A 19,416-nucleotide genomic window follows, 5' to 3' on the forward strand; every position below is an offset into this window, starting at 1 on the left:
TTTAATCTTCAATTGTGCTTTCGATAACCACTTTGCCGTCAATGACGTCAAGCTTTACAAGTGACAGTACATCTCTGCCGGTTTCCTTTTTAACTATTTCCTTGCCTTCTCCCTTGTCGATTATGGCTACCACGGATTTCAAATCAAGGCCCATATCCTCAAGGGTTCTGATAAGTGCCACCATTGTTCCGCCGGTACTTACAACATCATCGATGAGCAGTATCTTCTCGCCTTCGTGCAGGTCATTTACATAAAGGTTTGATGAGCCATAACCGGTTTTTTGATAAACTTCCTTTTCACCCGGAAGGCCGTATTGCCTTTTTCTAATCACTACGAAGGGAATGTCGGTTGCAAGGGATAATGCGGTAGCCAAATGGATTCCCATTGCTTCAACAGCAACTATTTTATCCACATCTAAATCAGCATACTTATGAACTGCCAATGCCAATTCCCTAAGCATTAAAGGGTTCATTGCAGGTACTCCATCACTTATAGGATTAACAAAATAATTGTATTCACCTTTCTTCACGATTGGTGAGGATTCTAATGATTTTTTTACTTCTTCTAACATTGTATCACACAAAAATTATAAAACATTTATTAGATATAAATATAACTTAATACAATTATATAATTTTGCTAATATAAAATATTATTAAGAGTGATTAAAATGGCAATGCTCGGAAGTTTAGGTGAAAATCTTACTAATACGATGAAAAAATTAGTAGGGATGTCTGTCATTGATAAAAAGACAATTAAAGAAGTTGTAAAAGATATACAACGTGCCTTAATTCAATCTGACGTTAACATTAAACTAGTTTTAGAATTATCAAAAAAAATCGAATCAAGAGCTCTTGAAGAGGAACCTCCAAAGGGTATCACTCCAAGAGAACATGTTATAACTATCATTTATGAAGAGATGGTGAACCTGCTTGGAAGCGAAGCAGCAGGTTTGGATATCAACGAAAAGCCATACAAAATTCTATTTTTAGGGCTTCAGGGTTCCGGTAAAACTACCACCATCGGTAAATTATGCAGATACCTTCAAAAAAAGGGTTTCAATCCTGCCGTTGTCTGTACAGACACATGGAGGCCTGCAGCATATGAGCAGTTAAAACAGCTCACAGAAGAGATGGACGTTCCGCTGTATGGAGACCCGAACAATAAGGATGCGCTTGACCTTGCACAAAAAGGTCTGCAGGAATTCAAAAACAGAAAGGTCATCATTTTCGATACTGCAGGTAGGCACAAGAATGAGGAAGACCTTATTGCAGAGATGGATGAGCTGGACAACATCATCAATCCTACCGAAGCTATTCTCGTTATCGACGGGACAATCGGTCAGCAGGCAGGTGAACAGGCAAGAGCGTTTTCACAGGCAACCGATATCGGTTCAATCATAATTACCAAACTTGACGGTTCAGCCAAAGGAGGGGGTGCAATGTCTGCAGTTGCAGAAACAGGAGCTCCTATCAAGTTCATCGGTACTGGTGAGAGAATCGATGACTTTGAACTCTTTGACCCTCAAAGGTTCATTTCAAGACTCCTCGGTATGGGGGATATCCAGTCCCTTATAGAAAAGGCTGAAGAAAACATCGATGAGGACGTTGCAGAAAAGACCATGAACAACATGCTCACAGGTAAGTTCACACTGATGGACATGAAAAACCAGTTTGAGATGATGAACAAGATGGGTCCGATGCAGCAGGTGCTCAACATGATTCCTGGTATGGGAAACAAGATTTCCAAGGAAGCCTCCAAGATGACCGAGGACAAGATTGACTCCTATAAAATCATGATGTCTTCAATGACTGAAGAGGAAATGCTGAACCCGAAAATCATCAAGCAGTCACGTATTCAAAGAATCGCCAGAGGTTCAGGTGTTGATGAAACTGAAGTAAAAGAGCTTTTGAAATATTACAACAACACCAAAAAGACCATGAAGGGAATCGGAAAACGTAGTGGTCGTTTAGGTGGCGGTGCAATGAACCGTATGATGGGACAATTCATGAACAGATAACATGTTGGAATTAGCTAAACAGATTTTGGATGAATGTGACGGCAAAATCTGCAGGAATTGTCTTGGCCGCAAACTGTCAAAAACAGTCGAGGGTTCAAACAACATAGAAAGGGCAGACAAGGTCTGCAGCGAACTTGGAATCACTCTGGACGGAGAATGCATAGTTTGCGACAACCTCTTTGACAAGCTCAACGACGATTTATATAAAAAGATTGACGATAAGATCAATCAGCTGGGAGTCGAGTTCGATACATTTCTGGTAGGTTCAAAAATCAGCAAGGACATTCAAAAGAGGGATGAGGAGCTGTCTGAAAAATTCGATTTGAACGTTGAAACCATAAAAAAGGAAGTTAACAGGCTAATTGGTCTTGGAATTTGGGAAATATATGGCAAGGAAGCAGAATTCGAAAGCCAGGACATTGTCTTTAACGTTGATTTAATCAAAGAGCCAAAGGTAAGAATTCAAATCAATCCGTTGTATGTTGAAGGAAAATACAACAAATGGAAACGTGGAATCCCTCAGACAAAATGGCCATGTACAAAATGCAAGGGAAGAGGATGTGAAGAGTGCAATTTCACAGGCAAGCAATATCCCGAGTCAGTTGAAGAACTGATTTCCGAGCACTTTTTAAAACTGACAAAAGGAAGGGAAGCAAAATTCCATGGTGCAGGCCGTGAAGACATTGACGTTTTGATGTTGGGTTCTGGAAGACCATTCGTTTTGGAAATCAAGGAACCGAAGATAAGAAAACTTGATTTGCCAACACTTGAAGAAGAAATCAATAGGATTAATGAGGGAAAAACCTCCTATCACAATCTTCATGTCTGCGAGAGAAGAAGAAAGGCGGAAATAAAGCAATCCTCTCCGGACACTTATAAGGTTTATAATGCACTTGTCAAATGTGACGGTGCCTTTGATATAAATAAGCTTGATGAGCTGACAGAATTAAATGAAATTCATCAGCAGACTCCGGTGAGGGTTTTAAGGCGTCGTGCCGATAAGGTGCGCATAAAGCATGTGTTAGACCTTTCATGTGAAGTCATTGACGATTATTCATTCAACATGAAAATCAAAACCGAAGGTGGTTTGTATATCAAGGAGCTGATTTCCGGTGATGACGGAAGAAGCCAGCCAAATGTCAGTGATATTTTAGGTGTTAAGGCAATCTGTGAGAAATTGGATGTAATTGAAGTAAGCGAGAAGTAGGTATTATGGGAGACGAATTTACACATTTAACAGAAAGTGGAGTCCACATGGTTGAAGTTGGCGAAAAGCCGGATCAAAAAAGAAGAGCTATTGCAAGCGGCAGTATTTTTTTAGATGAAAATACCGTGGCAATGATTCAAAATGAAGAAATCAAGAAAGGTAATGTACTGACAACCGCTCAAATTGCAGGAATTCAGGCGGTAAAAAATACCTCTTCAATAATTCCCCTTTGCCATCCGTTGGCATTGACAGGTATAGAGCTTAATTTTGAAGTTAAAACAGATGAAATCATAGCAACATGTGCCGTAAATACTTTAGGCAAAACCGGTGTTGAAATGGAAGCAATAACTGGTGTCAGCGTAGCGTTGCTTACCGTATGGGATATGGTAAAGGCTGTTGAAAAGGATGAAGACGGACAGTACCCGGACACCAGAATCAGCGATATCAAAGTTATCAAAAAAGAAAAAATCTAACCTTTATATACTATGAAAAAAATAGATATATACAATTATTTTTATTAATTAACTTAATAGGAGATTACTATGTCAAAAAAAGATAATAAGATTTCCATGCCTCAGACAGGTGCTGGATTAGTAAGATATTTTGATGAAGAAAGTGTAGGTCCAAAACTTTCTCCTGAGCACGTTTTAGTCGCTACTGTTATTGTAGCTATACTTTGTTTCGTTTTAAGATATTCCGCTTAAAATTATTGTTTTTTTTAAAAAACGATACTACTTTTTTTTATTTATTTAGATAATATGTTAACTAAAAGAATTATTCCTTGCCTAGATTGTGACTTGCAGGTTCCGGAAGGACGTGTTGTTAAGGGAGTGGAATTTAAGGAAATAAAATATGCAGGAAACCCTGTAGACCTTGCTACACGCTATTATGAGGAAGGTGCAGATGAAGTTGTAGTTTTAGACATCACAGCATCTCATGAAAGAAGAGCCACCATGGCAGATGTGATAGACAGACTGACTGAAAACGTTTTCATGCCGATTTGTGTAGGTGGAGGAATAAGAAAAGTTGACGATTACATTAAAATGCTTAAGGCTGGAGCAGACAAATGCTCAACAAACACTGCTGCAATCAAAAATCCGGAGCTTTTAACAGAAGCTTCAAAGGTTGTAGGTTCACAGGCTGTCGTGATTGGGATAGATGCCAAAAGAAGGTATGTTTCACATCCTGATGATGCGCCGGATAAGACAGTCATAGAAACCGATAACGGCTATTGCTGGTTTGATACAAGCATTTACGGTGGACGTGAATTTACAGGCATTGATGCAATCCAATGGGCTTTAAGGTGTCAGGAATTGGGTGCAGGTGAGATTCTCCTAACCAGTATGGATGGGGATGGAACCCAAAACGGATATGACATTGAGCTTAACAAGACAATCAATGATGCAGTTGACATTCCAGTCATAGCAAGCGGAGGCGTTGGCGAACCTAAACATATTTTGGAAGTCTTCGAAAAGACCGATGTTTCAGCGGCTCTTGCAGCAAGCATTTTTCATTTTAATCAGTATTCAATAGGGACCGTTAAAGAATATCTAAAAGAAAATAATGTGGCTGTTCGCTTATGATTCTTAGGACACCTATTGATTTGGAGTTAACTCAACTGTCCGGTCAGACTTCACAGCCTCCATGGTGTGAAGTTGACGGTACTTTTTCCAATGTTGTTGATGTCAATGGCAATCAGGCTATTTTTAATGTCAAGCAATCCGGCGAATTTTTAGATTTCAATTATTCTGGAGATATTTCAGACAAGCAAGCCATTGACAAATTGAATTACATTTTTGACTTGAATTTTGATTTGGATAAATTCTATAAGTATCTGGGCAATCATGCAGAATTGGCGCAAATGCCTGAGTTCTGCAATGGTTTGAGACTTTTTCTGGCGAATGATCCCTTTGAATGCATAATCTCATCTATATGCTCTGCAAACAATTCAATCAAAAGATGGACCAAATCGATTTCTCAGATAAAACAGAACTGGGGAAATCAGCACGGCAATTACTATACTTTTCCTAAAAGCAATGATTTATTAAATGTTTATTTGGATGATGAGGATGAATTTAATTCGTCAGATATTCAAGATATTTCAATGTGCACTAATAATCTCAAAAGTTGCGGCGTAGGATATAGAGCACCATACATGAGGAGGGCATCTGAGATGTTTACAGATGAAATCGACCTCCACGAAATTTTCAAGATGAGCTATGATGAAGCCTTTGAAACAATACTTGAAGTTCCGGGAGTCGGTCCGAAAGTGGCTGACTGCATATTGCTTTATGGATTCAACTTCAGGGAAGCTTTTCCATCGGATGTATGGATAAAACGCATTGTTTCTCATTTGTATTTTGAAGGAAAGGATATAAGCGTTGCCAAGGTTCGTGAATTTGGAATGGAAGAGTTCGGCAAAAATGCAGGTTATGTCCAGCTTTACATGTTCCACTATGCAAGAATGAGCGGACTGATGAAAAAATTGAAATGAAGCAAATGGCTATTTTTTAAAAATTAGACATTCAAGAAATCGGCACTAACAGGACAACATTATTAAAAAACTTAATTTTACTATTTTTCAATTTTTTTGCTTTTTATCAAAAATAAAGAGAAAATAATAATAAAAAAATTATAAAATAAAAACAACGCATATTTCTTTAAATCTAAAACTTATGCCTAATCCATAGAACTGAAAAATTAGAAAAATTAATAATAATTAGAATATTTCATTTTTCCCTTAAAAAAATAGGAAAATGAGCATTTAAAATGCTCTAAAAAAATCTATTCTAATGAATCGCTTCCTTTAGCTTCTTGGTCTCTGTAGAATTGAACTATGTCTGCAGCGTCAGCACCATCGTTTTGTCCGCCTACAATAACTCCCCATTGGTCGTAGTAGAAGTTGTATTCTGCGTCATAATAAAGAGGCTCATCAGTATTATTGTGGGTTTTACTTGCATTGGTGTCCTCGTATTTGATTGTGCTTGCTGTTGAGTTGACATTGGTTTTTTCTGTGTTGGATGAACCTTCCACGATTTTAATGGTTTCTTCCAATTTTGAAGGATTATATTTGTTGTCTCCATAATAGTTGACAACTACTTTGTGATCTCCTAATTCTTCATTTGTTAAAACCAAATAAAATTTACCGTCTTTGTCTGTCATGACAGAATAATTTTCGTATTTGCCGTTTGCTTCAAAACTAATGTTTACTTTTTGAGATGCAATTGCTTTTCCTTGTGCATCTTTAAGCTGGAATTCAATGTCATCTCCATTTTTTAGAGTTTTTTCACTTAACATTTTTATTTCGGTGTTTGTCTTTGCTTCAGCAGCTACTGCAGCTCCAACAGCTACTGCAACAATGAAAATACTCAAGATTACTAGTGTAATTTTTTTGTTCATGTAATCACCATTTATTATTTTTTTCACTTTGTTCATTAAATAGTTATCCTTTTAATTGAAGATACAATTATTAATTAAATTAATGTCGTTATGGTTATATTGTTGTCAAAATATAATTATTAGTTTATTTTTTTGATTGGATTAACTCTAAAATGCCATTGATTTTTCGTATTCATATTAATTTCTCGGCTTTTTCACCGAACCAGCCTTTTCTAGTTCCCACATAATATAGACCTAATGCTGAGACTGTAGTGACAATGATTGTTGAAGCAAAGTCGAAAGGACCAATTATGGATGAAGTTACTTCAAATCCTATGGCTGTAAAATATGCACTGGTTAAATTATTCACACAATGGAGTGCAGAACTGGCTTCCAAACCATTGCTGCGCCAGGTTAAAAACCCTAAAAGAATTCCTTGTATCAATACTCCCACTACTCCTAAAATACTGTAGGGGTGCATTGATGCAAAAATCACGGACTGAAGAATTATGGCCACGATAGGTATCTTAAACCATGACCCGAAAGTTTGCATAACTAGCCCTCGCAGAAAGTATTCTTCCGCAATGCACTGTAAAGGTATTATGATTAGGCATATTACAAAGAATGTTACTGTCAGAGTATTTGGACCAACAGGACCATGAATGATTGAAGTTATGATTTCATAAATTAGATATACTGCTAATGGAATAGTCAATGATTTAAAAAATAGTTTCCAGTCCCATCCTCCCCGTGATGAGGAATAGGAAGAGAATGGTCTGTCTTGAACGATTTTTGTTGCAATATATAGTGAAGGAAGAAAAATTGCCACAGACAGATAGCCGATGTAGCTTCCAGCTTCAGAATTCAACGCTTCGTATCCTTGTGTCATTAACTGGAAAATTGTATTCCAGCCGTATGCCATGCCGAAAATTGCAAATATTGCAACTTGCAGTATTACATATACAATTGCTCCGATTATAAATACTAGTATGGGCTTATACCATCTGTAATTTTCAAAAGTTCTTGGGAATGTTATATATTCCGGAGTATTATGTTCGCTCATGAAATATACTATATTCTAAAAAATATTTAAAGCCATTCATAAATATATAATATTGATGGATAAAAAAAATTTACTCTTATTTATTTGTACAGTATTGTCATTTTTCACTGTTTTTGCGGTCAATGCAGTTACCATTGTCATTCCCTCAATTGCAACTGAATTTCACATGAGCAATATTGTTCAAAACTGGGTAACTATCATTTTTTTACTTGTTGTGGCTGTACTGTCGGTTCCGGCAGGTCAGATTTCAGCAAAATACGGCCTCAAGAAAGTCACTATAATAAGCGTTGTTTTATTTATCATAATCTCCATTGCCAATGTGCTTGTAACATCACAGGAACAGTTTCTGGCTTGCAGATTGATTTTGGGAATTGCTCTGTCTTTCATTAATGTCACTTCAATGGCAATGATTGTGAATGCTTTCCCGCCTGAAGAGCGCGGAAAGGCATTGGGGATAAACATCACAGGCGTTTATGTGGGGCTGTCCCTGTCTCCGGTTATTGGTGGAATCTTGAATTATAATCTTGGATGGAGATCTGTAGTATTGTTCGGCGTTCCGTTCCTGTTTGTTATTCTGGCCCTGCTTTTAACAAGAATTGATGATGAGTGGAGTTCCTTTGAAAACCTTCCTCTGGATTTGAAAGGATCATTTGCCTATGGAATCGGAATGGTACTGTTCATGTATGGATTCACCATTCTAAACACTCAGCTTGGAGTAATATTGACAGTTCTTGGTGTAATGATTCTTTTAATATTTGCATGGATTGAGCTGAAACAGAAATATCCGGTATTTGACATCAGATTTTTCAAAAATCACAAGTTTTTGTCCGCCAATTTCGCATCACTGTGTGCATATCTGGCAACTTATGCCGTAACAACAATCCTAAATTATCACCTGCAATACATTAAAGGCTTTGATTCACAGACTGCGGGAATGATATTGCTTGTAGCACCATTATGTCAGGTGATTTTAGCTCCAATTGCCGGAAGATTGTCTGACAGGTTCGTGCCGCAGATCCTTGCAGCTATCGGAATGGCTTTAGGTACGTTATCATTATTCCTGTTTTCATTTTTGGACAGCGCAACATCAATTGAATTTTTATTCGTGGCAATGATACTCTATGGAATCGGTTTCGGATTGTTTTCACCACCGAATACGAATGTAATCATGGGTTCCGTTCCGCCGAAGGACACATCAGTCGCTTCAGCAGCTGTTGCAACAATGCGTACGGTTGGCCAGGCAATGAGTATGGGAATACTGACATTGGTGTTTGCATTTGTAATGGGTGACGTTCCTATTATTCAGCAGTATTATCCTCTATTGATTCAAAGCTGTCAGATAACATGCATTATCTGTGTGGTATTGTGCATAGCTTCCGTTTTTGCTTCATTTGTTGGAATCAAATCTGATAGCTAGTTTAATTCATTGAGCAAATCAAATATCTCTTTAGATTTCATATGGCATCTATTAAATGTATGTTTTATATTTTTGGGATTTTTAGAATCATAATCCACCATATTGCGATATTTTCTTAATACATTAAGGTTTTGAGCTATTTTTGCACCAGCATTATTTCTATTTAAGTTGGGGTGCTTTTTAAATATGGATCTGGTTTCTTGGTGAACTCTGCCTGAAGTTGATTTCATGATTTTTTCATTGAAAGGATTTAAAAATATATTGTTTTCCAAAATGAAATCTCTAGACTCTAGAAAAGATGAATAATAGTATCTGCCAATTCCAGTTCTTAATTTTGCATTGTCTTCTTCATCACTGTAGCTATTGGCAAGTTCATAATATTCATACCAATCGAAATTATTGCTATTCATATTGTTCCACCAAAATTATGTACTCAATTGTTGTTTTAGGATATTTGTCAATTAACATGTCACAAAGCAAATCCTCTTTTTGAAGTAATTGGTCGGATTCCAAATCGGAGTAAATTACTATTTCAAGAATTTTTTCATTTGGATCGGTTTCCTTCATGAAATCAATAGAAAGTTTTCTGTATGGCAATTCCTTTGATAGGATTTCAGGCAAATTCAGGATTATTTTTTCCATTTCTTTGTCGCTGATAATGAATTCATTAATTTCATCAAAATTATTTGATGGAAATTTAAAATGATTTTTTAGAGATTCGTCAGGTGAAATGTTTTCCTTTTGCATGTTTTCTAGTCCGGTATATGTATTCTCCTGTGGAATTTGCATTTCCAATCTTTGCGGGTAATTTCGGTGCATGGTTTTATCCTCCAGAATTTTTTTTAAATTCAATTTATCCTTTGTTTTAATCATTATTTAAAGTTTTACATCTTAATTGAGGTCAATTTTTCTATATTGATATAAAATTTTAATTATATTTAAAATAAAAGCTTTTACGGTCGAATCAATATTGCATTGAATCTGTAATTTTTTTAAAATCAACGTTGAAGTTCAAACAAAGATATTTTTCTAATTAATGGATTTGTTGTCCCAATATATAAAATACGCAGTTTAAAATGAGAACAATTTTTAAAACTCGTACAATTTTATGGCAACGTCTTTTAAATTGCTTTAAATTCATAAAATTGCTCTTACTTCGTAAAATTATCTTTAAATTAAATAAAATAATTTATACTGTTGACTGAAATATATTTGAATAATCAAACTCTTGATCCATGGAGGTGATATTATTTTAGGTAGAATAATATTGCCAATAGTAGGATTTAAAACAGATGTTTTAATGAATGCTCTCTTTGGCAAAACCACTAATTCAACAGGAGGAATCCTTATGGGTATCCGAGAGAAATTTTGGATTGGAGTGCTCATACACACCACATTTCATGGTGTCTTGCATTCTACCTCATATGGGTTATATATTAAGTTAGCATGAGGCCATAGGATTTCACCTTTAAATTGTAGAAAATAATCAAATATTATGATGATTGTTTATCAATGGCCTTAAACAGCCATATTTGGGTTTGTTTATTCATAATCGACACTTTCTACAATTTATAAATTAAAATTAATAAAGTTTATATATCAATTGTTTCATATCATATCATAGAGTTTAAAATCCACTCTTTGGATACAATTAAATTCTAACGAATTAGTGGTTTAATTCAATGTCTATCTACCTAAACATGTGTAAACATGTTATAGACATTGAAATAACTAATCACCAGTCTTCAAGATTCATGTCATTATTCAAACTATTTTTTCCAAAACACATCTATTTTTGATATTGATATATTGCTTCTTAATGTAATTTCTATTCTGAAATCATGTGCTTAAGTTGGGCATAGTCATCATGATAATTTTAGATGTACCTTTAAAATGAGAGCAATTTTTTAAAATTCGCACAATTTTTTCTTTAAAAATAGTTTAATAAGTTAAAATAAAAAAAGAAGTTGAAAGATAAGTTCTATCTTTCTTCAATGGTCACTTTGTTCATGACGTCTCCTTGTTGGATTGCATTGACAACGTCCTGACCTTTAATTACCTGACCGAATACGGTGTGAACACCGTCTAAATGTGGTTGTGGGGAGTGAGTAATGAAGAATTGGCTTCCACCAGTGTCTTTACCTGCGTGTGCCATTGATAATGCTCCGGTTCCGTGTCTGTGTGGGTTTCCTTCAGTTTCACATTTGATGGTGTAACCAGGTCCTCCGGTACCGTTACCTTTAGGACATCCTCCTTGAATTACAAAGTTTGGGATTACTCTGTGGAAAGTTAATCCATCATAAAATCCTTCGTTTGCTAATTTTTCAAAGTTGGCTACAGTGCCTGGAGCTTCATTCGGGAATAATTCCAATTCAATATTTCCTTTATCAGTTTCGATTATAGCGACTTTCATTTTATCACCTATTTTTAAATAATATTAATATTATAAATATTAATGATTAAATAGTTTATGGAGGCATTATATGAATACTCGGGAATTAATAAAAATAGAAGATGATTATTTCATAAACACTTTCACAAGACAGCCTATCGTACTGGACCACGGTGAAGGTGTAAAGGTAACTGACATTGATGGAAACGAATACTTGGACATGTTTGCAGGTATTGCCGTAAATGCTTTAGGCCATAATCATCCTAAACTCGTAAAAGCAATACAGGAACAAGCAGAAAAACTAATTCACATTTCAAGTATCTATTACAATGAACCTGCATTAATCTATGCAAAAAAATTGATTGAAATGACAAGCTTTGACAGAATCTTTTATGCAAACAGTGGTGCTGAAGCAAATGAAGGAGCTATCAAACTTGCAGTGAAATACACCGGAAAAAGCGAAGTCATATCAACTGTCGAATCATTCCACGGAAGAACAGTCGTGACACTTGCTGCAACCGGACATGAACATTATCACGAACCTTTCAAGGCAATACTTCCTAAAGGTTTCATAAATGTTCCATACAATGATATTGAAGCAATTAAAGAAGCAATAACCGAAAATACTGCAGCAATCATTGTCGAACCTATTCAGGGTGAAGGTGGAGTTAACGTCCCTGATATCGAATACCTCAAGGAAATAGAAAAAATCTGTCATGAAAATGACATTGTTTTCATTGTAGATGAAGTTCAGACAGGTTTTGGAAGATGCGGAACACTGTTTGCACATGAACTCTTTGACGTAAAACCTGACATCATGACAATGGCTAAAGGTATCGGTGGAGGAGTTCCAATGGGTGGAATCCTTGCAACAGAAAAGGTTGCCGGAGCATTTGTCCCTGGAGATCACGGAACCACTTTCGGTGGGGGACCTCTTGTCTGTGCTGCAGCAAATGCTGTTTTGGACACAATCGTTGATGAAAATATCCTTGACAATGTCAATGAGGTTGGAGACTACTTCATTTCAGAGCTTAAGAAATTGGACAAGGATGTAATAGCTGAAGTAAGAGGAAAAGGTCTTATGGTTGGTCTTGAACTCACCAAACCTGGGGCTGAATATGTGGACAAACTTCGAGAAGCAGGATTTTTAATCAATTGTACTGCGGATAAGGTATTGAGATTCGTTCCACCACTTATAATTACAAAAGAAGAAGTCGACGAGTTTGTAAAAGCTTTAGATGAAATTTTATAAAAAATTAACAAGAGGTTTTGTTTATGGCAAGGCGGGTAGAATATTTATGCAATACTTGTGGATATACTTACACTTCCATAGATGAAATATTTTGGATTGATGAAACAGGTCAGGTTAACATAAAGCCGTTGGTAAAGTCAACATCTGCAGAAAGCTCAATCGCACCGGTCAAAGGATTTTTTGCTAAATATTATTGCTATGAATGTCAAAAATTCGTAAATAAATTCATAATATATAAAAAATCCTCTGAAATGGATGACGGTGAGATAATTCAGATGATTGAGGATTCCAGTGATGATTCAAAAATCATTCAGTTTGACGATGAGTTTCAAAGATGCATAGAATGCGGAAGCGAACTCGCTTCAAAGGCCGATTACTCATTTGCACTGGATACTGATGATGAATTCCACATTGGTGAAGACGATTATGACTTTTCTGCTGGCAATAAATTCAAATTTGCCGGAATCTATCATGGTTATTTCTGTTCAAACTGCAAAAAGCAAATCAACAAATTTGTAATAACTGAAAACAATGCAAATTTCACAGATTCTGAAATCACGGCCATTCTGAACGAGCATACCAATGACCTGACAATATTCATTCGCCGTGATTTTGATATTTGTCCTGATTGCGGTGAAGAGGTATACTACTTGAATCAGAATTCCACATGCCCGAAATGCAGAAAAGATAGTTTAACCGTCGTAGGTCATATGATGGTGGACTAAATCTTTCCTTTTCTTTTTTTCAATACTTTCTCAAGAGATGTAGAAATCTCCAATGTTTCAATCTTATCCAGATTGGCCCACATCCAGTCTGTGTGCTCTTCGCTTATTTTCACATCACCTGAAACATCATCAAGATACATTATCAGCTGCACGGTTCTTTTGTGCATGTAATCGTTTTGAACGGCTTCACAGAAGTCCCCCACTTCACAGTCAAGATTTGTTTCCTCCTTGATTTCTCGGATAAGGGCATCTGCAAAGTGCTCTGCCTTTTCAACTTTTCCTCCAGGAAGTTCCCACATCTCCGGGTCGGTTCTGCTTTTCGGATGTCTTTTTACAATCAATATTTCATCATCACTGTTTTTGATGATTCCCCTTACTGTTAGTCCATATGCCGGCTTCATTGTATCACTACATTATCTTTTCAAGGTACACATTAATAACTTGAACGGAAATTCCATTTCCTTGAAAAATTTTAAATAAAGCGAAATCCATAATTATAAACATAATGTAACTTTTTTAGGAGTTTTAATTATGGATTTAAATATAAAAGTTAACGACAAAAACCACCTTGATATCGGTGGAGCAGATGCAGTTGATATTGCAGAAGAATTCGGAACTCCAACCTTTGTGATTGATGAAAACAGGATAAGAGAAAACTATAAAAAATTTTATGGTGCATTTTCAAAATATTATCCTGACTTCAAGGTGTTCTATGCATGTAAAGCAAATACCAACATCGCTGTCATGAAAATTTTGGAAAGCGAAGGTTGCTGTATTGATGCAGTATCTCCTGGTGAAGTTCATATCTCCAAAATGGTAGGATTTTCCGGAGACAGAATTCTTTTCACAGGTAACAACATCACAAATGAAGAGCTAAAATATGTCCATGACGAAGGTGTTGTCCTAAACATCGATTCAGTTTCAGCATTGAAAAGATTAGCTAAAATGGTTGATCCTGAAGGATTAAAACTTTCATTCAGGGTAAACCCAATGGTAGGTGCAGGACATCACGAACACACCATTACCGGTGGTGTAATGAGTAAATTTGGTATAATGGACAATGAAGCTGTTGAAGTATACAAATTAGCTCAGGAATTAGGATTCAACCCAATCGGTATGCATTCCCACATCGGTTCTGGAATCTTGGACCCTGAACCATTCAAATTGGCTGTCGAATCTACTATGGACATTGCAGGACAAGTCCATGAAGAAACAGGAATCAACTTTGAATTCATCGATTTCGGTGGAGGTATAGGTGTTCCTTACACTCCTGATGAAAAACTTCTTGATTTGGATAAATTTGCAGAAGTCAATATAGGATTGTTCAAAGAAAAATTGGAAAAATACGGCATGGAAGAACCTACAATGTTTTTAGAACCTGGAAGATACCTTGTTGCTGATGCAGCAGTACTTCTTGTAACTGTAAACAGTGTAAAACAAAGCTACAGAAAGTTCATAGGTGTGGACGCAGGTTTCAATACACTTCAAAGACCTGCAATGTACGGTTCATATCACCATATTGTAGATGCAAGCAGAATGGATGCTCCTAACACCCAAGAGGTTGACGTTGCAGGTAACGTATGTGAATCAGGAGATCTCTTTGCACGTGACAGACCACTTCCAGACATAGAAGAGGGCGACATTTTAGGAATCATGAATGCAGGTGCATACGGATTCACAATGTCTTCAAATTATAATTCAAGACCACTTCCATCAGAAATACTCGTAACTGATGGTAAATGCGCAGTAATTCGTGAAAAACAAACCTATGAAGATTTATATGCTAAACAAAGCATTCCACCACACTTAAAATAAGTTGATACCATGGTAGATTTAAAAGGATTAAAATTTTCAAAAATGCACGGAATCGGGAATGACTTTCCTATAATTGATGAAAGCAAAGGCAAAGTAATACCTGAAGAAGATAAACCTGAAGCATGCAGATTATTATGCCACAGAAACTTTGGAGTTGGTGGGGATGGTGTATTATTTGTAGAACCATCTGATGTTGCTGATATTGGGTACAGAATGTTCAATCCAGATGGAAGCGAAGCTGAAATGTGTGGAAACGGAATAAGATGCTTTGCAGATTTCGTATACAGAAAAGGCATTTTAAAACAGGAAAAAATGACTGTTGAAACTCGTGCAGGAATTAAAACTATAGAAATTACATTGGAAAATGATGAACCTGCATTATTTAAAGTTGATATGGGTTTATCTACCTTTAAAACTCCTGAAATTCCAATGACTGCTGATGTTGATGAATTTTTGGACGGTGAATTGGAAGTTGTTGATACTACATTCAATGTTACTGCAATCAGTGTTGGAAATCCTCACGCAATAATCTTTGTTGATGATGTGGATGCCATTGACATCAACAAATACGGTCCTGCCATTGAAGCACATGAAGTTTTCCCTGAAAAGATCAATGTACACTTTGTTGAAGTCATTTCAAAAAATGAAGGTAAAATGATTACTTGGGAAAGAGGCGCTGGAGTTACCCTTGCATGCGGTACCGGTGCGACTTCCACAGCTATTTCCGGTTTCAAATTAGGCTTATTTGATGAAGATGTCTTGCTTCATTTGCCTGGTGGAGACTTAAAATTCAATATTTATGAAAAAGACGATGAGCTAGGAGCATTCATGAATGGTCCTGCTGAACTTGTCTTTGATGGAGAATTCTAATTCTCCTACATTCCTCTTTTTTTACGATATAGTCCTATTGCAATATCTGCAATGGCCAGTATGAAAATTAATATTGTCCATATTGTTATTTCTTTTCTGATTATTGCAAATGCGGCTCCTAAAGCCATCAATATGACACCAACATAAACTGATTTTTTCCATTCTTCCATTTTATCACCTGTATTATATTTTATAAGCATTAATTAATGTAATATCTTCGAAAAAGAAATGTTCTGAAGCAGCTATTTCGGCTATAAATCCCATTTCATCCAATCTTGCAAGAGTTTCATCATTGCCTGAAAGTGAAGACTGAATCATCTGGACAATTCCACCATCATTTAAATGATTCCCCACTTCATTTAAAAATAAGTCAATGACTTTTCTTCCATTTAATCCACCGTCGAAGGCATAATTTATTGTGTTGTCTAAAACTTCATCATCTTCGGTAGGTAGATATGGAGTATTGAATAGAATTACATCAAACTTTCTATTTTCCACAACTTCAAAGAGATTTCCCCATAGGATTTCAATGTTTTCAATTCCGTTTTCGGCGAAGTTCTTTCGGGCAAGCTCGCAGGCATCGAAATTGATGTCTGTCACTGTGATGTCATCGGTTAATCTTGAAGCGTACATTGCAACGATTCCCGAACCTGTTCCTATTTCCAAAACGCTCTGTCCTTTTTTGATTTCCAGATTGTCGGCCAAAAGGTAGCTGTCTTCTGCCGGAACATAAACATTGTCATCAGTATTTATAATAAAGTCAGGCATAACATCACTCATTAAAAATAGGATTCAATTTCTTTGATAAAAACAATATCTCTTCTGGAGTCAGCTCAACAACTCTTTTTGAGAGATATTCATTAAGTTCATCGTCTTCAATTGCATTCAACCTTTTTTTGAGAATCTTTTTGTCGATATTGCTTATTATGTGTCTTGAATCAATCAAAGCATTTTTGATTTTCTTGTTTCTGTGTTGAAATAGCGCTTTTGTAAAATTAGAGTATATCTTAAAGTCATCATCGGATATTCTGTTTTCCTTTGGAGTCAGCTTGACGACAGTCGAGTCAATTTTTGGTTTTGGAATGAAGCTTTCTGCACTGACGTTTGTCAGAGTTTCGACATTGCACTTGAAATATAACATTGCTGAAAGCCTTGAATAGTTTTTACTTCCGACTTCCCCGTTCATGCGATCGGCAAATTCCTTTTGATACATTAAAATGGCCAGATCAAAGTCGTATTCTAAAAATTTGAATGTGATGGGTGATGAGATTTGATAAGGTAGATTTGAAATGATTTTGTTGAATTTCGGAAAGTCAACTTTCAGTGCATCATCATTGATTAGCTCTACATTATCTATTTTTTCATCTTTAAGTCGTTTGGTTAGAATCTTGCAGATGTTTTCATCTTGCTCAATTGCAATTACTTTTTTGGCTTTTTTTGCAAGTTCAATTGTTAGTGTACCTATCCCGGTTCCTATTTCCAAAACAACATCGTTTTTATCAACATCCCCAAAGCCGATGATTTGATTTCTTTTGTTTTTGTCAATCAGATAGTTTTGGCCAAGATTTTTATTTAATGTTATCCCATGTTGATTCAAAATGTTTTTGGTTATTTTAGATAAGGATTGGGAGGTATCACTAGTCAATTTATCACTTAGTTTCTTGGTTTTCTCTGTGGTTTCCTCTGACCTCTTGGAGGTTGTGTGAAAAGATTATACTTATTTTTACCTCTTTTTGGTGTGGAGGTATCTAATTCTTGCTGTACTCTTTTTACAATCATTCCTGCAGGGTCTGCTAGAGTAGGGAGCCTTTGTGAAAAGTCTTCAAAGCTTTCAAAAGGTTTTTCTTCCCTTGCTTCAATAATTTCCCACATGTATTTTTTACCAATTCCAGGAATTAACTCTAATTTATGAAGTCTTGTACTTAATGCTTCAGCAGTATTAAAGAATTCAACATATTTGTCTTCTTGTGATTCAACAATGTCTCGAATAGCATATTCTAATTCTATTCTACTTGTTGCAGTTAAGTTTTCATAATCTAATTTTCCAAGAACTCTGTATATCTTATCTCTTTTGCCTTTTCCAATATACACGGTATCCTGTATTTCTAAATCTACTCCAGTCTTAGGAGCTAATTCTAGTAAAGTGAATTGTTCTGTACCAATAGCTTGAGCAATGGCTTTTCCACCAAATTTGGACATGTCGGATTTAACATATCCACGACTTAAATAGTCAAGTACAACAGCATGTTCCTCTTTTTTTACTGTTGACGCTTTGTTATTTTTGTTTTTATTCTCCATTTTATCACTTCACTATTGTTTTTTCATAATCAAAAAATTGACTAAAGATAATCTTAATATAAATTATTGTTTTTAAATGTAATAAACATATCTAAAAAAAGTTAGTAGTTTATTGAAAAATAAGTAGATAAATAAAAAAAGAGAAATAGTTTAAGAACTATTCCACAACATCATATTGTTCTAGGATTTCTAAAATTCCTTCCATTTCTTCTTTGGTAGGTTGATATGGTTCTTTAGCAAAAATTAATCTTAAATCTGCTAAATCTTCAGGAACTAAATCCACAATATGAACTATTGCCCTAGTTCTTAAGTTAGGTAATAATTCTTGAAGCTTTTCCATAATCTCTTCACTGTCTTCCACAGAATATCTTTTGAATCTTGAAAGATGGTTTAAGGTTAAGTTTTGTTCATAGTTTAATTCATTGTCCTGTGAGAAGTCTTCAAGAATTTCTTTTACTTTTGAGCTTGGTATTGCTTCACTATCAATTATTTCTTTTCCAATCATAAAAATCAGTTTTGTAATTTTAAGTGGTCTGGTCTTACGATTAAATCTTTAGCTTTGTTTCCATCTTTTAAGGATACGATGTAAGCTTTACCTTTTTGACCAGTGATTTTACCAGTTTTACCATGGAATCTAGGAGCTGGTTGTCCTTTTTGAATACTTGGGTTAATGGTAATGTGAACTAAGTCTCCTTCTTCGAATCTTTGGAGTCTGTTAGTAATCGGGTTAGTTCTGCCCGGTCTTTGTACTTTAGTCATTTTTTTTCTTGATCTACTTTTTAATCCTCTTGATCTTTGCATTTGAATAACCTCTTAATCAGTAGTCTGGGTATAAATCTATGTTATCAGCGACCTAGTATTAAAAAGCCCATAAATACTAGTAACATAGAATGTTAAAATAAAAATTATCATCCAGTGATATGATAATATTATATTTTTAGTTTAATCTTATTAATATACTTTTAGTTTTTCATATCCA

General features: G+C 35.6%; 25 protein-coding genes. 12 read left to right on the top strand and 13 right to left on the bottom strand.

The window, feature by feature from the left end; genetic code table 11:
* Nucleotide 1: 1 nt before the first annotated feature.
* The gene (hpt, locus tag QZN45_RS01040; RefSeq protein WP_292607607.1) at nt 2–571 is read right to left on the bottom strand and encodes a hypoxanthine/guanine phosphoribosyltransferase; all 570 of its coding nucleotides are present in this window, start codon (nt 569–571) and stop codon (nt 2–4) included.
* Nucleotides 572–670: 99 nt separating this feature from the next.
* Between hpt and QZN45_RS01045 the strand changes: the two genes are divergently transcribed.
* The 6 genes from QZN45_RS01045 (at nt 671) to QZN45_RS01070 (ending at nt 5,721) form a co-directional block, all read left to right on the top strand.
* Nucleotides 671–2,020 carry a signal recognition particle protein Srp54 gene (locus QZN45_RS01045; RefSeq protein WP_296810571.1) on the top strand — a complete coding sequence of 450 codons (1,350 nt, stop codon included), beginning with the start codon at nt 671–673 and terminating at the stop codon, nt 2,018–2,020.
* 1 nt (nt 2,021) lies between these two features.
* Entirely contained in the window at nt 2,022–3,227 is a 1,206-nt protein-coding gene (locus tag QZN45_RS01050) for a tRNA pseudouridine(54/55) synthase Pus10 (RefSeq protein WP_292607604.1), read from the top strand.
* Between the two features lie 5 nt (nt 3,228–3,232).
* A complete protein-coding gene (gene moaC, locus QZN45_RS01055; RefSeq protein ID WP_292607601.1) occupies nt 3,233–3,700 on the top strand; it encodes a cyclic pyranopterin monophosphate synthase MoaC in 468 nt (155 codons plus the stop codon).
* 69 nt (nt 3,701–3,769) lie between these two features.
* Nucleotides 3,770–3,931, top strand: a complete 162-nt coding sequence (locus QZN45_RS01060; RefSeq protein ID WP_292607598.1) for a preprotein translocase subunit Sec61beta — start codon at nt 3,770–3,772, stop codon at nt 3,929–3,931.
* Between the two features lie 54 nt (nt 3,932–3,985).
* Nucleotides 3,986–4,810 (top strand): imidazole glycerol phosphate synthase subunit HisF, encoded by an 825-nt coding sequence (gene hisF / locus QZN45_RS01065; RefSeq protein ID WP_292607596.1) that lies wholly within the window; start codon nt 3,986–3,988, stop codon nt 4,808–4,810.
* The gene (locus QZN45_RS01070; protein WP_292607594.1) at nt 4,807–5,721 is read left to right on the top strand and encodes a DNA glycosylase; all 915 of its coding nucleotides are present in this window, start codon (nt 4,807–4,809) and stop codon (nt 5,719–5,721) included. Before hisF ends, QZN45_RS01070 begins: the two co-directional genes overlap by 4 nt.
* A gap of 290 nt (nt 5,722–6,011) precedes the next feature.
* Here QZN45_RS01070 and QZN45_RS01075 read toward each other — a convergent pair whose 3' ends face one another.
* Both QZN45_RS01075 and QZN45_RS01080 read right to left on the bottom strand, forming a co-directional pair.
* Nucleotides 6,012–6,626, bottom strand: a complete 615-nt coding sequence (locus tag QZN45_RS01075) for a hypothetical protein (protein WP_292607591.1) — start codon at nt 6,624–6,626, stop codon at nt 6,012–6,014.
* A gap of 172 nt (nt 6,627–6,798) precedes the next feature.
* Complete coding sequence (locus QZN45_RS01080) at nt 6,799–7,668, bottom strand: CPBP family intramembrane glutamic endopeptidase (RefSeq protein WP_292607589.1); 870 nt, start codon at nt 7,666–7,668, stop codon at nt 6,799–6,801.
* Nucleotides 7,669–7,723: 55 nt separating this feature from the next.
* On the opposite strand from QZN45_RS01080, the gene QZN45_RS01085 reads away from it, so the two are divergent.
* Nucleotides 7,724–9,085 (top strand): MFS transporter, encoded by a 1,362-nt coding sequence (locus tag QZN45_RS01085; RefSeq protein ID WP_292607587.1) that lies wholly within the window; start codon nt 7,724–7,726, stop codon nt 9,083–9,085.
* Here the strand turns inward: QZN45_RS01085 and QZN45_RS01090 are convergent.
* Both QZN45_RS01090 and QZN45_RS01095 read right to left on the bottom strand, forming a co-directional pair.
* Complete coding sequence (locus QZN45_RS01090; protein WP_292607584.1) at nt 9,082–9,495, bottom strand: hypothetical protein; 414 nt, start codon at nt 9,493–9,495, stop codon at nt 9,082–9,084. The genes QZN45_RS01085 and QZN45_RS01090 overlap by 4 nt on opposite strands.
* Nucleotides 9,488–9,904, bottom strand: a complete 417-nt coding sequence (locus QZN45_RS01095) for a hypothetical protein (protein WP_292607582.1) — start codon at nt 9,902–9,904, stop codon at nt 9,488–9,490. Before QZN45_RS01095 ends, QZN45_RS01090 begins: the two co-directional genes overlap by 8 nt.
* Nucleotides 9,905–10,352: 448 nt before the next feature.
* Here QZN45_RS01095 and QZN45_RS01100 point away from each other — a divergent pair, with 448 nt between their 5' ends.
* A complete protein-coding gene (locus tag QZN45_RS01100) occupies nt 10,353–10,535 on the top strand; it encodes a hypothetical protein (protein ID WP_296810577.1) in 183 nt (60 codons plus the stop codon).
* A 531-nt stretch (nt 10,536–11,066) separates the two neighbouring features.
* Here QZN45_RS01100 and QZN45_RS01105 read toward each other — a convergent pair.
* Nucleotides 11,067–11,498, bottom strand: a complete 432-nt coding sequence (locus QZN45_RS01105) for a peptidylprolyl isomerase (protein ID WP_292607580.1) — start codon at nt 11,496–11,498, stop codon at nt 11,067–11,069.
* Between the two features lie 70 nt (nt 11,499–11,568).
* Here QZN45_RS01105 and QZN45_RS01110 point away from each other — a divergent pair, with 70 nt between their 5' ends.
* Nucleotides 11,569–12,729 (top strand): acetylornithine transaminase, encoded by a 1,161-nt coding sequence (locus QZN45_RS01110; protein WP_292607577.1) that lies wholly within the window; start codon nt 11,569–11,571, stop codon nt 12,727–12,729.
* Nucleotides 12,730–12,752: 23 nt separating this feature from the next.
* Nucleotides 12,753–13,454: a hypothetical protein gene (locus QZN45_RS01115; protein WP_292607574.1), complete on the top strand. Its 702-nt coding sequence runs from the start codon at nt 12,753–12,755 to the stop codon at nt 13,452–13,454.
* Here QZN45_RS01115 and QZN45_RS01120 read toward each other — a convergent pair.
* The gene (locus QZN45_RS01120; RefSeq protein WP_292607571.1) at nt 13,451–13,855 is read right to left on the bottom strand and encodes an NUDIX domain-containing protein; all 405 of its coding nucleotides are present in this window, start codon (nt 13,853–13,855) and stop codon (nt 13,451–13,453) included. The genes QZN45_RS01115 and QZN45_RS01120 overlap by 4 nt on opposite strands.
* A 130-nt stretch (nt 13,856–13,985) precedes the next feature.
* Between QZN45_RS01120 and lysA the strand changes: the two genes are divergently transcribed.
* Together lysA and dapF are read left to right on the top strand one after the other, a co-directional pair.
* Nucleotides 13,986–15,269, top strand: a complete 1,284-nt coding sequence (gene lysA / locus QZN45_RS01125; protein WP_292607568.1) for a diaminopimelate decarboxylase — start codon at nt 13,986–13,988, stop codon at nt 15,267–15,269.
* Nucleotides 15,270–15,278: 9 nt separating this feature from the next.
* Entirely contained in the window at nt 15,279–16,139 is an 861-nt protein-coding gene (dapF, locus tag QZN45_RS01130) for a diaminopimelate epimerase (RefSeq protein ID WP_292607565.1), read from the top strand.
* A gap of 5 nt (nt 16,140–16,144) precedes the next feature.
* On the opposite strand, the gene QZN45_RS01135 is transcribed toward dapF, so the two are convergent.
* From QZN45_RS01135 to QZN45_RS01160, 6 genes are all read right to left on the bottom strand, one after another.
* On the bottom strand, nt 16,145–16,309 hold the full coding sequence (locus tag QZN45_RS01135) for a hypothetical protein (protein ID WP_292607562.1): 165 nt from the start codon (nt 16,307–16,309) through the stop codon (nt 16,145–16,147).
* Between the two features lie 13 nt (nt 16,310–16,322).
* The gene (locus QZN45_RS01140; RefSeq protein ID WP_292607775.1) at nt 16,323–16,907 is read right to left on the bottom strand and encodes a HemK2/MTQ2 family protein methyltransferase; all 585 of its coding nucleotides are present in this window, start codon (nt 16,905–16,907) and stop codon (nt 16,323–16,325) included.
* Between the two features lie 4 nt (nt 16,908–16,911).
* On the bottom strand, nt 16,912–17,784 hold the full coding sequence (gene rsmA, locus QZN45_RS01145) for a 16S rRNA (adenine(1518)-N(6)/adenine(1519)-N(6))-dimethyltransferase RsmA (protein ID WP_292607560.1): 873 nt from the start codon (nt 17,782–17,784) through the stop codon (nt 16,912–16,914).
* Between the two features lie 8 nt (nt 17,785–17,792).
* Nucleotides 17,793–18,437, bottom strand: a complete 645-nt coding sequence (locus tag QZN45_RS01150) for a DUF655 domain-containing protein (RefSeq protein WP_292607557.1) — start codon at nt 18,435–18,437, stop codon at nt 17,793–17,795.
* Nucleotides 18,438–18,594: 157 nt separating this feature from the next.
* The gene (locus QZN45_RS01155) at nt 18,595–18,942 is read right to left on the bottom strand and encodes an RNA polymerase Rpb4 family protein (protein ID WP_292607555.1); all 348 of its coding nucleotides are present in this window, start codon (nt 18,940–18,942) and stop codon (nt 18,595–18,597) included.
* A gap of 5 nt (nt 18,943–18,947) precedes the next feature.
* Nucleotides 18,948–19,238 carry a 50S ribosomal protein L21e gene (locus QZN45_RS01160; protein WP_292607552.1) on the bottom strand — a complete coding sequence of 97 codons (291 nt, stop codon included), beginning with the start codon at nt 19,236–19,238 and terminating at the stop codon, nt 18,948–18,950.
* Nucleotides 19,239–19,416 lie beyond the last annotated feature (178 nt).

This window comes from uncultured Methanobrevibacter sp. (genome assembly GCF_900314695.1).
GTDB lineage: Archaea > Methanobacteriota > Methanobacteria > Methanobacteriales > Methanobacteriaceae > Methanocatella.